Genomic DNA, 14,875 nt, shown 5'->3' on the forward strand with positions numbered 1-14,875 from the left:
AGGACCTGTTCGCGCTATCCTCACGGCATGAGCAAACCCTTTCTCTGGCTTGGGCCGGCGCGACTCCCTTTTTTGGTGCTGACACCGGCCTGCGTGCTGCTGGGCGTCGCCTGTGTGCAGTGGACGCACGGGCACGTCAACCTGCTGGAAGCGGCGCTGGTGCTGCTGGGGGCAATGGCCGCCCACGTCAGCGTCAATGCCTTCAACGAATACCAGGATTTTCACAGCGGCCTGGACGCGATGACGCAACGCACCCCCTTCAGCGGGGGCAGCGGCGTGCTGCCCGCTCACCCGGAACTGGCCGGCACCACCCTCGCCTTGGCGGTCGGGTGTCTGGCGGTCAGCATGGGAGTCGGCTTGTATTTTGTGGCGCTGCGCGGACCCGCTTTGATGCCGCTCGGCATCGCAGGCGTGACGCTGGTGCTGCTCTACACCCAGTGGATCACGCGCCACCCGCTGTTGTGCCTGATGGCACCCGGCCTCGGTTTTGGCCCCTTGATGATTCTGGGTACCCATGTAGCGCTGACCGGCGAATACTCGGGAACCGCCGTGGCGGCTTCGCTGGTGCCCTTCTTTCTCGTCAACAACCTGCTGCTGCTCAACCAGTTCCCGGACGCCGAGGCCGACCGCCGCGTCGGTCGGCGACATCTCCTCGTCACCGCAGGGGCAGCCGTGGCGGCCCGGTGGTATGCAGCGTTGACGGGGCTGGCTTTTCTCAGCCTCCCGCTGGGCGTGCTGCTGGGCCTGCTGCCGGCCGGCGCCCTGCTCGGCCTGTTGACGCTGGCACTCGCCCTGCCCACCGTGCGCGATGTACTGACCCACGCGCGGACGGTCGAGCGTCTGCTGCCGGCCATGGCGCGCAACGTGCTGATTAACCTGCTGACGCCGGTGCTGATGGCGATTGGGATCGTGATGTCGTGAGCGCACCGCCGAAAAACCGGATGCGCCGCATCGCCCACCTCGACATGGACGCGTTTTATGCGTCGGTCGAACTGCTGCGCTACCCGCAACTCAAAGGGTTGCCGGTGGTGATTGGCGGTGGCCGCCGCGACGTCGATGAAGCCCTGCGACTGGCGCAAGGTGACCGACCCCTGGCCAAAATTTCAGTGGACGAATTCCCGCGCTTGAAGGACTACACCGGCCGCGGCGTCATCACCACCGCCACCTACGCGGCGCGCCAGTTTGGCGTCGGCTCGGCACTGGGCCTGATGAAAGCCGCCAAACTGTGCCCGCAAGCGATATTGCTGCCGGTCGACTTTGCCGAATACCGCAAATACTCGCGCGCCTTCAAGGCCATCATTCTGGACATTGCGCCGCTGATGGAAGACCGTGGCGTCGATGAGGTCTACATTGACTTCACCGAGGTGCCCGGCGGCCAGCGCGAAGGCGGTCGGGTGCTGGCGCGCCTGATGCAGAAAACCATTTTCGAGCAGACCGGCCTGACCTGCTCGGTCGGCGTTGCGCCCAACAAACTGCTGGCCAAAATGGCCAGCGAGTTCAACAAACCCAACGGCATTGCCATTGTTTTTGAAGACGATTTGCAAACCCAGATCTGGCCGCTGGCCTGTCGCAAGATCAACGGCATTGGCCCCAAGTCCGACGCCAAACTGAAAAGCCTGGGCATTGAAACCATTGCGCAGCTGGCCAGTCAAGAGCTGCAATGGCTGATCGACCACTTTGGCCAAAAAACCGGCGCCTGGCTGCATGACGCCGCCCATGGCCGGGACGAACGGCCGATCGTGCTGGAAAGCGAACCGGTGTCGGTCAGCCGCGAGACCTCCTTTGAGCGCGACCTGCACGCCGTGCGCGACAAGGCCGAACTCGGCGCCCTCTTCACCCAGCTGTGCAACAAGGTCGCCGATGACCTGCAACGCAAAGGCTATGTCGGCAAAACCATCGGCATCAAGCTGCGTTACGACGACTTCAAAAGCGTCACCCGCGACCAGACGCTCGACCACTACACCGCCGACGCCAAAACCATTCGCCAGATTGCAGGCCTTTGCCTCAAACGGGTGCCGCTGACCCAGCGCCTGCGCCTGCTCGGCGTGCGCGTGGGTTCCCTCGCCAAGGCCGGCAGCCCCCCAACTTATGAGAAAAATGGGGCTCTAGCCCCCGTACCTTCTGCGCAACAAGCTACTAATTTAATAGCAAAAACCAGTCAGCTCTTTTAAAGAGCGAAGGCGCTGAAGCGCGACAGCCAGCCAGCCACTGGACTGGCGGTATGCAAGTGCGCGTTGACAAACACTTACGTGCAACTTACAGTAAAACCTTCCTGCCGGAGGTTCCCATGATCCCTCACCTGCCCCCTCATCTCACCCTGTCCAAGCTTCAGCGGATCAAGAAATGGCATGTGGCGCACCGGTCAGAACATCCGCTGGAATACCAGCTGTGGGACGTGATGCTCATTTTGTGGGTCATGGGGCGGGTAGGCTGGCTGCCCGCCTACACGCTGGACGCGCCGTGGGCCTATCCGCTGTGTCTGCTGGCCGTGCTGGCCCCGAGCCTGTATGTGCGCTGGCGCCAGCAGGCGCATGCGAGGCAGCGTCTCCGGTGCGACTGGCTGAACACCGTCGACTGAATGGCGCACACGAGAGCGGAGGGACCCGTTTCGCGCAGGTGACTGTCACCGGGGCCGCAACTGCACTACAGTTTGCGCATGAACATACCCGCCACACCACTGAGCTGCTTTTCGCTCACCCTCACCGACCACATCGCCCACCTGGTACTGAACCAGCCCGAAACGCTGAACACCATGCACCCGACCTTCTGGCGCGAGCTGGACGAGGTGCTCACCGGGCTGCACAAAGACGGCGCCGCCCGCGTGCTGCTCATCAGCAGCACCGGCAAGCATTTCAGCGCCGGCATGGCCCTGGACACCTTTGCCGGCGCCGTGCTACTGGACGACCAGAGCCCCGAAGGCCGGGCCGCCATTTTTGACCTGCTGACCGACATGCAGGCCACCTTCACCAAGCTGGAAACGCTGCGCATTCCGGTGATTGCCGCCATCCAGGGCGGCTGCATTGGCGGCGCGGTGGACATGGTGACGGCCTGCTGCATCCGCTACGCCACCGCCGACGCCTTCTTTTGCATTCAGGAAATCAACATCGGCATGGTGGCCGACGTCGGCACGCTGCAACGCCTGCCCAAACTCATGCCCTTGGCCGTGGTCAAGGAACTGGCCTACACGGGGCGCCGCCTGAGCGCCCCCAAAGCCTTGGGCTATGGCCTGGTGAACGAAGTGTTCGACACGCCCGAGGCCCTGCTGGCCGCCGCCCTGCAATGCGCGACCGAGATTGCCGCCAAACCGCCGATCGCCATCTGGGGCACCAAACAGGCGATCCACTATGCGCGGGACCACTCGGTCGATGAATCGCTCAAACAAATGGGCTGGCTGCAGGGCGCCATCTGGAGCAACCAGCAAGTGCGGGAAGCCGTGACCGCCATGAAGAGCAAACGTGCGGCTGATTTCGCGCCCTTGCGCGACCTGCAGCGCTTCCGTGATCTGGGCTAGCCCTGCGACCAGCCCGGCTTTGTGCCATTTCGATATTTAACTCCCGCGGGCCGTCGGCCGGCCCGTGATCTGGCGTAAAGTTTGGCTTCGCCCTATTTAGCGCTAAATCATTCTTTTTTGGAAATCTCATGCTACTTGACACCTTGATGCGCCGTTTCACCATCCGTTTTCGCATGCTGAGCGCCATTGCCGTCGTGGTGCTGGCCTTGGGCTCCATGGGCGTCATTGGGGTGGCTGCGCAGTTGTATTCGAGCGCCATCACCACCGATCTGGTCAAGCGCAACGTGAGCTCGCTGGCCGAAGTGGCCCGCTTGCAGCAAGCAATGAGCAGCCAGAACCCGGATGACAAGGCCAATGGAACCCTGACCACGCTAATCAGCGATCTGCAACGCGCCACAGAAACCGAACAAAAAAAATTACAAAGCTCGGTCGACCAGGTGGTTTGGCTGATGACCGGGGCCACCCTGTTCTGGCTGGCCATCATCGGCCCGCTGACCTTGTTGAACATGACGTCCATTTGCAAGCCCATTGACCGGGCCGAGCAAATCGCCAAAGCCATTGCGCAGGGCGACCTGACCGACCATCACATTGACGTCGAAGGCAGCGACGAAGCAGCCCGCCTGCTGCGCTCGCTGGCCGCCATGCAGCATTCGCTGGGGAGCCTGGTCGGGCAGGTGCGGCAATCCACCGACAGTATTTCGACGGCCAGCTCCGAAATTGCCACCGGCAATCAGGACCTGAGTGCGCGCACCGAGCAAACCGCCAGCAACCTGCAGCGCGCCGCCTCCAGCATGGAACAACTGACCACCACCGTGCGCCAGACCGCCGAGGCTTCCCGCCAGGCCAACCAACTGGCCTCTTCCGCCGGTGAAGTCGCGGCCCGCGGCGGCTCGGTGGTGTCGCAGGTGGTCAGCACCATGAACGACATCAATACCAGCTCGAAGAAGATCAGCGACATCATCAGCGTCATCGATGGCATCGCCTTCCAGACCAATATCCTGGCCCTGAATGCCGCCGTCGAGGCGGCCCGCGCCGGCGAGCAGGGCCGCGGGTTTGCCGTGGTGGCGAGCGAAGTGCGCAGCCTGGCAGGCCGCTCGGCCGAAGCGGCCAAGGAAATCAAGAGCCTGATTGGCGACAGTGTGGAGCGCATCGAAACCGGCTCCCGGCTCGTCACCGATGCCGGCCAGACCATGACCGACATCGTGTCCTCGGTGCAACGGGTCTCCGACATCATTGGCGAGATCACCGCCGCCGCCACCGAGCAAAGCCGGGGCATCAGCGAGGTCAACAGCTCGGTGCTGGAATTGGACCAAATGACGCAACAGAACGCGGCCCTGGTCGAGCAATCCGCCGCTGCCGCCGAGAGTCTGCGCGAACAGGCCGAGCGACTGGCCCAGGTGGTCGGCACCTTCAAACTCAGCAACTCGGACGCAGGCGGCCTGGCGATGCGTCGTCGCCCGTCCTTGCCCGCTTTGTCAGCCTAGCCCGGTACTGCCTGCGTAAATAGCTATTAATTTAATAGCGTAATTACTGCCGCGCCGTGCGGGTATTGCCCGGCAGCGCCTGCGGATAACTGGTGCGAAACGGGTTGATGTCCAGCCCACCCCGGCGCGTGTAGCGCGCATACACCGACAGCCGCACCGGCTTGCAGCGCGTCCAGATGTCCATGAAGATGCGCTCCACGCACTGCTCATGAAACTCGTTGTGGTTGCGGTAACTCACCAGGTATTGCAGCAAGCCCTCCTGGTCAATCGGCGCGCCGCTGTAGCTGATCTGCACACTGCCCCAGTCCGGCTGGCCGGTGACCAGGCAGTTGCTCTTGAGCAGGTTGCTGACCAGCACTTCACTCACGGGCGCTTCCTCCGCCTGCACCGTCAGCAAGTCGGGGGCCGGCGTGTAGCGGCTGCATTCGACGTCGAGGCGGTCCAGGCTCAGGCCATCCAGCTCGTAAATCGGTTCACGGTCAAACAGCTCGGGCAGCACAATTTTGACGCCGATCGAGGCTGGCGCGGCGCCACTGGTCGCTACCTCGCCCGAGGTGTCGCGCCACACTGCTTCACTCAGATCAGCGCGCAGCCGGGCTTTCACTTCGTCGGCATCGGCGAATGGGGTGTTGTTGAAACTGTTGAGGTAGAGCTTGAAGGACTTGCTCTCGATGATGTTGCGGCTCTCGCATGGCACGGTGAAGTGCGCCAGCGCCACCTGCGGTTTGCCGCGCAGATTGAGCCAGCTCAGCTCGTAGGCGGTCCACATGTCGGCGCCAAAAAATGGCGCCGCCGCCGTGATGCCGATCTCGGCGCGTTTGCCAGCGCGCGCGATCGGGAACAACAGCGAGGCGTCGTAGTGGTCGATGTAGGCGGAGGCTTTGCCTAATTGGGAATTTTCAGGATGGTTCATACAGTGGGGGCGCTTAAGTGGGGGTGGGGGTGTGCGTCATGGCGGGGGCGTCGGCCGCCTTCAAATGGGGCAGCAGCGCGTCCAGCAACCGCGCCACGACGCCGGACGGCAGGTCGTGGCCCATGCCCGCGATCCCCACCAGTTTGGCGCCCGGAATGCGCCGGGCCGTGTCTTCGGCGCAGGCATAGGGCAGCAGCGGATCGTCCTTGCCGTGCAGCACCAGCGTGGGCGAAGTGATGCCCGGCAACTGCGCCGCCCGGGTGATGTCGGCCATCACCGCCAGCGTTTGGCGCAGCGTGCCGATCGGATCAAAGCCGCGTGCCGCGCTCAGCTGAATGTTGGCGCGCAGCTGCGCTTCCGGTATCGGGAACGCGGGACTGCCAATGACCTGGAACAGCTTGACGTAATGGTCCACCACCGCCTGCGGGCTCGTGCCGTTTGGGCGGCTCAGCAGCACGCGCATCACTTCCGGCTTGGCAAGCGGCAGCCCCTTGGCGCTGCTGGTGCTCATCACGCTGCTCAGGCTCAGCACCCGCTCAGGGGCGGCCAGCGCCATGCGCTGCGCAATCATGCCGCCCATGCTGACGCCCACCACATGCGCTTTGGAGATGCCGAGCGCATCGAGCACGCCCAGCGCATCGGCCGCCATGTCGCTCACGCTGTAGGGGGCGCGCGGCGCCAGCCCCAGCTTGTAGCGCAGGCTCTGCCAGAGCAGATTCGGTTTGCCCAGACCCGCCAGGTGCTGGCTCAAGCCGACGTCGCGGTTGTCATGCCGGATCACCCGGTAACCGGCCGCCAGCAGCGCCTGCACCAGTTCCGGCGGCCAGGCCACCAGCTGCATGCCCAGCCCCATGATCAGCAACACGGCGGGCCGGTACTGGCCGCCGGAGGCGGGGCCCGAGCCCCAGCCGGAGCCGGTGTCTTCAACTTCAATGTCAATGCCGTTTGCTCTTATTTTCATAGCTACTTGCGCTTAATATACGGGGGCTAGAGGCCTATTTGTTATAAATTTCAAACGTTTGAGCGGCGCCGGAACACCAAACGCTCGGGGCTGGAAACGGCGGCGGCAAACGCGTAGCCTTCGGTGTCAAAGCCCTGCAGCTGCTGCGGCGTGAGCACCCGGTGCGTGGCGGCATAGCGCGCCATCAGGCCGCGCGCCCGCTTGGCGTAGAAGCTGACGATTTTGTACTGGTCGCCTTTCAACTCCTCAAACACGCATTCCACCACGCGGGCCTTGAGCGCCTTGACGTCCACCGCCTTGAAATACTCCTGGCTGGCCAGGTTCACCACCACCGGCGACAGGTCGCGCTGCAGCCGCTCGTTCAGGTAATTGGCAATTTGCGTGCCCCAGAACTTGTAGAGGTTGCTGCCGTGTTCATTTTCGAGTTTGGTGCCCATTTCCAGCCGGTACGGTTGCATGTAGTCCAGTGGCCGCAGCACGCCGTACAGGCCGCTCAAGATGCAGAGGTGGTCTTGCGTCCAGGCCAGCGCCTCGGGTGGCAGGCTCTTGGCGTCCAGGCCTTCGTAGACATCGCCATTGAAGGCCAGCACCGCTTGTTTCGCGTTGTTGGCGGTGAATTTGGGGCGCCAAGCGGCATAACGCGCCACGTTCAGGCCCGCCAGGCTGTCGCTCAGGCTCATCAGGGATGCAATTTGTTGCGGCGATTTTTCTTGCAGCAGGTCGATCAGCGCGGCCGATTGCTTGATGAACAGCGGCTGCGTGTGCGGTATCTCACTCGGCGGCGGGGCAAAGTCGAGGGATTTGGCGGGAGACAGAAGAAACAGCATGGCGAAATCACTTGAAATGGCGTGTTGGAGGCGCGGCCAAAAGGAAATGCTTTCGGACCAGACCGTCATTATCGTGACTGTCGGCCGGTCGAATAAAATCACCCTCTTCCAGCCTTACCTCCACAGCGGCATCTTTTGAACGGTGCCGCTCATCGCATCCAGCGCCCCACCTCGGGCACTGGGGCAACTAAGCCAAAGACACCATGAACGACGAACTGCAACAACCCAGCCTCAACAGCCTGTCCAAATCTTTTGAGCCCGCCGCGCTGGAGGCCCATTGGGGACCGGAGTGGGAGCGCCGCAACTACGCGCACGCGGGCTACCGGGGCACCGGCGTGCCAAAAGACGGCGCCGAGGCGTTTGCCATCCAGCTGCCACCGCCCAACGTCACAGGTACGCTGCACATGGGACACGCCTTCAACCAGACCATCATGGACTCGCTGACGCGCTACCACCGCATGCGCGGCGACAACACGGTGTGGATTCCGGGCACCGACCATGCCGGCATTGCCACCCAAATCGTGGTGGAACGCCAGCTGCAGGAGCAAAAAGTCAGCCGCCACGACCTCGGCCGCAAAAACTTTGTATCAAAGGTGTGGGAGTGGAAAGAGAAATCGGGCAACACCATCACCACCCAAATGCGCCGCATGGGTGACAGCGTGGACTGGAGCCGCGAGTACTTCACGATGGACCCGAAACTGTCCAAAACCGTGACCGAAACCTTTGTCCAACTGTATGAACAAGGCCTGATCTACCGTGGCAAACGTCTGGTGAACTGGGACCCGGTGCTGCAAAGCGCGGTGAGCGACCTCGAAGTGGAGAGCGAAGAAGAAGACGGCTTCATGTGGCACATCAGCTACCCGTTTGCCGATGGTCCACAACTGGTCGGTGGCGAAATGGCCACCGGCCTGGTGGTCGCCACGACCCGGCCGGAAACCATGCTGGGCGACGTGGCGGTGATGGTGCACCCGGAAGACGAGCGTTACATGCATTTGATCGGCAAGCACGTCACCCTGCCCTTGTGCGACCGCACCATCCCCGTGATCGCCGACGATTACGTCGACAAAGCCTTCGGCACCGGCGTGGTGAAAGTCACGCCCGCGCACGACCAGAACGATTACGCCGTCGGCCAGCGCCACAAGCTGCCGATGATTTGCGTGCTGACGCTGGACGCCAAGATCAACGAACTGGCACCTGCGGTTTACCAGGGATTGGACCGCTTTGTCGCCCGCAAGAAAGTCGTGGCCGATCTGCAAGCACTGGAACTGCTGGTCGAGATCAAAAAACACAAACTGATGGTGCCGCGCTGCGCCCGCACCGGCCAGGTGATCGAGCCGATGCTGACCGACCAGTGGTTTGTCGCCATGACCAAGGTCAGCCCGATCGACCCGACCGGCAAATCGATCGCGCAAAAAGCGATTGACGCCGTGCAGTCCGGCGACGTCAAGTTTGTGCCGGAGAACTGGGTCAACACCTACAACCAGTGGATGAACAACATCCAGGACTGGTGCATCAGCCGCCAACTCTGGTGGGGGCATCAGATTCCGGCTTGGTACCTTGAGGACGGCACCGTCATCGTGGCGCGCAACGAGGCAGAAGCGCAAGCCAAAGCCCCCGGCAAAACCCTGCGCCGCGATGAAGACGTGCTCGACACCTGGTATTCGTCCGCGCTGGTGCCTTTCAGCACCATGGGCTGGCCGGAAAAGACGCAGGATTTCGACCTGTACCTGCCCAGCTCCGTATTGGTAACCGGCTACGACATCATCTTCTTCTGGGTCGCCCGGATGATCATGATGACCAAGCACTTCACCGGCCAGGTGCCGTTCAAGCATGTCTACATCCACGGCCTGGTGCGCGACGCGCAGGGCAAGAAGATGAGCAAGTCGGAGGGCAATGTGCTCGATCCGGTCGATTTGATCGACGGCATTGCGCTGCCCGAGTTGCTGGTGAAGCGCTCCGAAGGCCTGCGCAAGCCCGAGACCGCACCGGCCGTGCGCAAGAACACCGAGAAAGAGTTCCCGGTCGGCATCCCGGCCTTTGGTGCCGATGCGCTGCGCTTCACCTTTGCCTCGCTCGCCTCCCTCGGTCGCAGCATCAATTTCGACTCCAAGCGCTGCGAGGGCTACCGCAATTTCTGCAACAAGCTGTGGAACGCCAGCCGTTTTGTCCTGATGAACTGCGAAGGCCAGGATTGCGGCTTGAACGAACACACCAAAGAGGAGTGTGCCGTCGGCGGCCCGGCCGCGGCCTACCTCGATTTCAGCCAGTGCGACCGCTGGATCGTGTCGCTGCTGCAGCGCACCGAGGCCGAAGTGGCGAAAGGTTTTGAAGAATACCGCCTGGACAACGTCGCCAGCACGATTTATGACTTTGTCTGGAACCAGTTCTGCGACTGGTACCTGGAAATTGCCAAGGTGCAGATTCAACAAGGCACGGACGCGCAACAACGCGCCACCCGCCGCACCCTGATTCGCACGCTGGAAACCATCCTGCGCCTGGCGCACCCGGTGATTCCGTTCGTGACCGAAGAGCTGTGGCAAAAAGTGGCGCCGGTCGCGGGTCGTGCCGGTGCATCGGTCTCGATTGCCGAGTACCCGGTCTGTCAGCCCGAGCGCATTGACGACGCGGCACTGGCCTATGTCGGCAAGCTCAAGCTGCTGGTGGATGCCTGCCGCAACCTGCGCGGCGAGATGAGCGTGTCGCCCGCCACCCGCTTGCCGCTGTTTGTGATTGCCACCGACGCGACGGAGGCCGCGTTCCTGAAACAATCGGCACCGGTCTTGCAAGCGCTGGCCAAGCTCAATGAAGTGCGGGTGTTTGACGACGAGGCCACTTGGGCCGCTGCCGCGCAAGCGGCACCGGTGGCGGTGGTGGGCGAAGCGCGCATCTGCCTGTTCATGGAAATTGACGTTGCCGCTGAAAAACTGCGCCTGGGCAAAGAAGTGGCGCGACTGGAAGGCGAAATCACTAAAACCGAAGGCAAGCTCGGCAATGAAGCGTTTGTCGCCCGGGCACCGGCCGCCGTCATTGACCTGGAACGCAAACGGATGGCCGACTTTGGTGCCACCTTGCTCAAGGTGAAGGATCAGTTGGCACGCCTGGGCTAATTCCAGCGGATCAAGCACAAAAAAACGGCGGCCTCCAAGACTGGAGGCCGCCGTTTTTTATGGTTTCAGCTCAGCGGCGGCGCATAACGTGGATAAAGTCGGTCCCCACCGTCTGCTGCTCCAGCAGTTCGTTGCCGGTCTGCTTGGCAAACGCCTGAAAGTCACGTACCGAGCCGGCATCGGTCGAGACCACGCGCAGGGTCTGCCCGCTGTGCAGGTCGGCCAGCGCCTTCTTGGCTTTCAGAATGGGCAGCGGGCAGTTCAGGCCGCGAGCGTCGAGCTCTTTGTCGATGTGCATCAAAGTTCCTTGAAATTAGGGTAATTTTAGAGACCTTGGCGTCAGTCCCGCGGCGGGAACGCCATAAATTGCGGCGCATGCCCGCGCGCGCGCAACCAGTCGGCCAGCGCATAGCCGGTGCCCGACGGCCAGCACTTCACCTGATCGAACTCAAAAAGCCGGTAGTCCACCAGTTCCGGGGACAGCTTCACGTCACCCTGGCACAGCGCATGGTAGGCAATGATGACCTGGTTCATACGCTGAAAGTCGTAGACCCCAATCAGGTCCAGTGCAATGGCCTCCAGACTGGTTTCTTCCTTGATTTCACGCGCAATGCCGTCCTGCGGCGATTCTCCCGCTTCCATGAAGCCGGTGATCAGGGCAAACATCTTGCCCGACCAGGCCGCGTTTTGCGCCAGCAGAATTTTGCCCTGGTACTCCACCACGGCCGCCAGCACCGGCGTCGGATTGTTCCAGTGGCTGAAGCCGCAGGCCACGCAGCGCAGGCGCTCTTTGTCGCCCCCATCTTCAGCCTGCGTAACCAGCGCCAGGGGTGCAGCGCATTGTGGACAAAACCTGAAACCCTCGGTCATGAAGAACCCTTATTGCTACACATTAAATAGCTTACTGCGCTTATTCCAAGAAGGCTAGCGGTCATTTTTATTAAAATCAAGCGGGGAAGACGCCGGTGGAAAGGTAACGGTCGCCGCGGTCGCAGACGACGAACACGATGGTGGCATTGGCCTCCCGCTTGGCAATCTCTTGCGCCACCCAGCAGGCACCCGCCGCCGAAATGCCGGCAAAAATACCTTCTTCGCGCGCCAGTCGCCGGCACATGTCTTCGGCGTCTTCCTGGCTCACATACATCAACTCATCGACATTGGCGGGGTTGTAGATTTTGGGCAAATACTCCTGCGGCCACTTGCGAATGCCCGGAATGCGCGAGCCTTCGTTGGGCTGCACGCCAATGATCTGGATCGCCGGATTCTTCTCTTTCAGAAATTGCGACACGCCGGTGATGGTGCCGGTGGTGCCCATGGCGCTGACAAAATGCGTCACCCGTCCCTGGGTGTCGGCCCAGATTTCCGGGCCGGTGGTTTCAAAATGAATGCGGGGGTTGTCGGCATTGGCAAACTGGTCGAGCACAAACCCTTTGCCGTCGCGCTGCATCTGCCCGGCCAGATCTCGGCAGTACTCCATGCCGCCGCTCTTGGGCGTCAAAATCAATTCCGCGCCAAACGCTTTCATGGTTTGGGCGCGCTCGATGGAAAGATCTTCCGGCATGATCAAAATCATGCGGTAGCCCTTGATCGCTGCCGCCATGGCCAGCGCAATGCCGGTGTTGCCCGAGGTCGCTTCGATCAAGGTGTCGCCCGGTTTGATCTCGCCGCGCTCCTGCGCCCGCTGGATCATGGACAAAGCCGGCCGGTCTTTGACCGAGCCGGCCGGGTTGTTTCCCTCCAATTTGCCCAAAATGACGTTGCCACGGGCGGAATATTCCGCCGTACCGATGCGTTGCAGCATCACTAAAGGTGTTTTTCCGATTGAATCTTCAATAGTTGGGTATTTCATAGCCCACACTGTGCCATAATTTCGTTCTTCGCTTCTTCCTGCCCGGGTGGTGAAATTGGTAGACGCAGGGGACTCAAAATCCCCCGCCGCAAGGCGTGCCGGTTCGATTCCGGCCCCGGGCACCATAGCTTCTCAGCTATGGGATTGGAAGCAATTTCCGCATCAACAATCAGCATTGTTTTTGCCGGAATCCTTGTTCTGATCATTTTTCTGATCGACTTAGCTTCAAGTCATTCCCCAATTTTTTCATTTCTGGCGGTTGGCAGACTTTCGTAAAAATAAAATTAAAAAAATATTTAGACGGTCAACTGCAAAAAAATATGTTCTTTTGACCTTGCTCCCACCACGGCGCGGTGCAGCAGGCCTGCTGATGTCGACTCTTGTTAACCTTCCTTTATGAATTCAACTCTGAACAACCCATCCGATACGTCATCCAGCAAAAATTTCCCCAGGATCAATCTGGCGCTTCAGGGCGGCGGTTCGCATGGTGCGTTCACGTGGGGCGTGCTGGATGCGCTGCTCGAAGATGGTCGCATCGACCTGGAAGGCATCAGCGGCACCAGCGCCGGGGCGATGAATGCGGTGGCGCTGGCGCACGGGTTTGCCCAAGCCCAGACACAAGCCAAGAGTGATCCACGCGAGGCGGCGCGCGAAGCACTGGCCAACTTCTGGAACGGCATTGTCGACATGGGCGCGATGTCCGAGGCGCAGCGCACACCGTTTGATATTTTGTTCGGCCGGGATATCGACGGCAACTCGCCCACCGCCGTGTGGGCCAATGCCATGACCAGCTTCTGGTCGAGCGCCGTGTCACCGTACCAGAGCAACCCGTTTGACATCAACCCTTTGCGCAAGTTTTTGGAGAGTCAGATCGATTTTGAGGGTTTGGCCCGTCTGCAAACGCTCAAGGTATTTGTGGTGGCCACGCGTGTTTCCACCGGCAAGGCCGAGGTTTTCACAGGCAAGCGCCTGACGGCAGACGCCGTCATGGCCTCCGCCTGCCTACCGATGGCCTTCAAGGCGGTCGAGATTGAAGGCGACCATTTTTGGGATGGCGGCTATTCAGGCAACCCGGCCATGCATCCGCTGATCTATAACTGCCAGAGCCGCGATATTTTGCTGGTGCAGATCAACCCGATCAAGCGCGACAAGCTGCCGACCACCAATGCCCAGATCGTGGACCGCATCAACGAAGTCACCTTTAACGCGGGCCTGATCGCCGAGATGCGCGCCATTGATTTTGTGAAACGTTTGCTGGCCGAAGGCAAACTCGACCCCGCGCACTACAAAGACATTCTGATGCACCGCATTGACGGTGGCGAGGCGCTGGAGGCTTTCGCGGGATCAACCAAAACATCAACCAGCGCAAGCCTGATTCACGCGCTGCGCGACCTGGGTCAGTCCCATGCACGCGCTTGGCTGGCCAAGCACTACAGCGCCTTGGGGGTGGAATGCACCGTGAACATCAGGCAGGATTACCTGGACGATTTGCGCGTGCCCGTGCAGGCAAATCCCTGACAAGGAGCGGGGATGGCTCAACTGTTGTTCTTCGCGGCTCACAGCACATAGCGCCAGATCGCAACGTAATGGGCGGCGCTGCCCGCCAGTACAAACAGGTGCCAGATGCCATGCGCGTGGGTGAGGCGGGTGTCCAGTACATAAAAGACGATGCCGACCGTATAGAACAGTCCCCCAGCCGCGACCCAGGCAAAGCCGGTTGACCCCAGCACCTTCAGCATGGGGACCAGGGCCACCAAGGCCACCCAGCCCATCACGACATAGATCAGCACGGACAGCGGCCGGGCCCCACGTTGCGGCCTCAGTTCCAGCAGGCTGCCCAACGCGGCCAGCCCCCAGACCAAGCCGAGCAGCGACCAACCCCAGGGGCCGCGTAACGTCACCAGGCAAAACGGGGTGTAACTGCCAGCAATCAAGAGATAGATACTGTGGTGGTCCAGCTGGCGCAGGATGTCCTTGGCGCGCCCGCGAAAGCTGTGATAAGCCGCCGAGAAGCTGTAGAGCAACACCAGCGTCACGCCGTAGATGGAGAAGCTCACCACTTTCCACGGGTCGCCGGTTTGCCCGGCCAGCACGATGAGCACAATGGTGCCGACCAGCGCCAGCACAGCGCCGACGAGATGGGTCAAAGCGTTGAACTTTTCCCCGTAATACATTTGATTGGCCGCATCCTGTAGATCGCACTAGCCCCGCTAGAACGGGGCA

General features: G+C 61.4%; 14 protein-coding genes and 1 tRNA gene. 8 read left to right on the forward strand and 7 right to left on the reverse strand.

Annotated elements, in window-relative coordinates; translation table 11 throughout:
- Positions 1-27: 27 nt before the first annotated feature.
- From HHJ17_RS07820 to HHJ17_RS07840, 5 genes are all read left to right on the forward strand, one after another.
- Complete coding sequence (locus tag HHJ17_RS07820) at positions 28-921, forward strand: prenyltransferase (protein ID WP_296501528.1); 894 nt, start codon at positions 28-30, stop codon at positions 919-921.
- Positions 922-941: 20 nt separating this feature from the next.
- Positions 942-2,171: a DNA polymerase IV gene (gene dinB, locus HHJ17_RS07825; protein WP_296501717.1), complete on the forward strand. Its 1,230-nt coding sequence runs from the start codon at positions 942-944 to the stop codon at positions 2,169-2,171.
- A gap of 116 nt (positions 2,172-2,287) precedes the next feature.
- A complete protein-coding gene (locus HHJ17_RS07830; RefSeq protein ID WP_296501527.1) occupies positions 2,288-2,578 on the forward strand; it encodes a hypothetical protein in 291 nt (96 codons plus the stop codon).
- Between the two features lie 78 nt (positions 2,579-2,656).
- On the forward strand, positions 2,657-3,511 hold the full coding sequence (locus tag HHJ17_RS07835) for an enoyl-CoA hydratase-related protein (protein ID WP_296501526.1): 855 nt from the start codon (positions 2,657-2,659) through the stop codon (positions 3,509-3,511).
- 128 nt (positions 3,512-3,639) lie between these two features.
- Complete coding sequence (locus tag HHJ17_RS07840) at positions 3,640-4,995, forward strand: methyl-accepting chemotaxis protein (RefSeq protein ID WP_296501525.1); 1,356 nt, start codon at positions 3,640-3,642, stop codon at positions 4,993-4,995.
- 43 nt (positions 4,996-5,038) lie between these two features.
- On the opposite strand, the gene queF is transcribed toward HHJ17_RS07840, so the two are convergent.
- Genes queF through yaaA form a run of 3 tightly spaced genes read right to left on the reverse strand, consistent with a single transcriptional unit; the run spans position 5,039 to position 7,696 of the window.
- Positions 5,039-5,908 (reverse strand): NADPH-dependent 7-cyano-7-deazaguanine reductase QueF, encoded by an 870-nt coding sequence (queF, locus tag HHJ17_RS07845; RefSeq protein WP_296501524.1) that lies wholly within the window; start codon positions 5,906-5,908, stop codon positions 5,039-5,041.
- 13 nt (positions 5,909-5,921) lie between these two features.
- Positions 5,922-6,869, reverse strand: a complete 948-nt coding sequence (locus tag HHJ17_RS07850; protein ID WP_296501523.1) for an alpha/beta fold hydrolase — start codon at positions 6,867-6,869, stop codon at positions 5,922-5,924.
- Positions 6,870-6,919: 50 nt separating this feature from the next.
- The gene (yaaA, locus tag HHJ17_RS07855; RefSeq protein ID WP_296501522.1) at positions 6,920-7,696 is read right to left on the reverse strand and encodes a peroxide stress protein YaaA; all 777 of its coding nucleotides are present in this window, start codon (positions 7,694-7,696) and stop codon (positions 6,920-6,922) included.
- Between the two features lie 203 nt (positions 7,697-7,899).
- Here yaaA and HHJ17_RS07860 point away from each other — a divergent pair, with 203 nt between their 5' ends.
- Positions 7,900-10,803 (forward strand): valine--tRNA ligase, encoded by a 2,904-nt coding sequence (locus HHJ17_RS07860; RefSeq protein ID WP_296501521.1) that lies wholly within the window; start codon positions 7,900-7,902, stop codon positions 10,801-10,803.
- 70 nt (positions 10,804-10,873) lie between these two features.
- Here the strand turns inward: HHJ17_RS07860 and HHJ17_RS07865 are convergent, their stop codons facing one another.
- The 3 genes from HHJ17_RS07865 to cysM form a co-directional block, all read right to left on the reverse strand.
- Positions 10,874-11,101 (reverse strand): sulfurtransferase TusA family protein, encoded by a 228-nt coding sequence (locus HHJ17_RS07865; RefSeq protein ID WP_296501520.1) that lies wholly within the window; start codon positions 11,099-11,101, stop codon positions 10,874-10,876.
- A gap of 41 nt (positions 11,102-11,142) precedes the next feature.
- Positions 11,143-11,673 carry an NUDIX hydrolase gene (locus HHJ17_RS07870; RefSeq protein ID WP_296501519.1) on the reverse strand — a complete coding sequence of 177 codons (531 nt, stop codon included), beginning with the start codon at positions 11,671-11,673 and terminating at the stop codon, positions 11,143-11,145.
- A 76-nt stretch (positions 11,674-11,749) separates the two neighbouring features.
- Positions 11,750-12,652: a cysteine synthase CysM gene (gene cysM, locus HHJ17_RS07875; protein ID WP_296501518.1), complete on the reverse strand. Its 903-nt coding sequence runs from the start codon at positions 12,650-12,652 to the stop codon at positions 11,750-11,752.
- 40 nt (positions 12,653-12,692) lie between these two features.
- Between cysM and HHJ17_RS07880 the strand changes: the two genes are divergently transcribed.
- A tRNA-Leu gene (locus HHJ17_RS07880) sits at positions 12,693-12,777 on the forward strand.
- A gap of 271 nt (positions 12,778-13,048) precedes the next feature.
- The gene (locus HHJ17_RS07885; RefSeq protein WP_296501517.1) at positions 13,049-14,170 is read left to right on the forward strand and encodes a patatin-like phospholipase family protein; all 1,122 of its coding nucleotides are present in this window, start codon (positions 13,049-13,051) and stop codon (positions 14,168-14,170) included.
- Positions 14,171-14,208: 38 nt separating this feature from the next.
- Here the strand turns inward: HHJ17_RS07885 and HHJ17_RS07890 are convergent, their stop codons facing one another.
- Positions 14,209-14,826, reverse strand: a complete 618-nt coding sequence (locus HHJ17_RS07890; RefSeq protein WP_296501515.1) for a hemolysin III family protein — start codon at positions 14,824-14,826, stop codon at positions 14,209-14,211.
- Positions 14,827-14,875 lie beyond the last annotated feature (49 nt).

This window comes from Rhodoferax sp., from assembly GCF_012927445.1.
Classification (GTDB): Bacteria; Pseudomonadota; Gammaproteobacteria; order Burkholderiales; family Burkholderiaceae_C; genus Rhodoferax.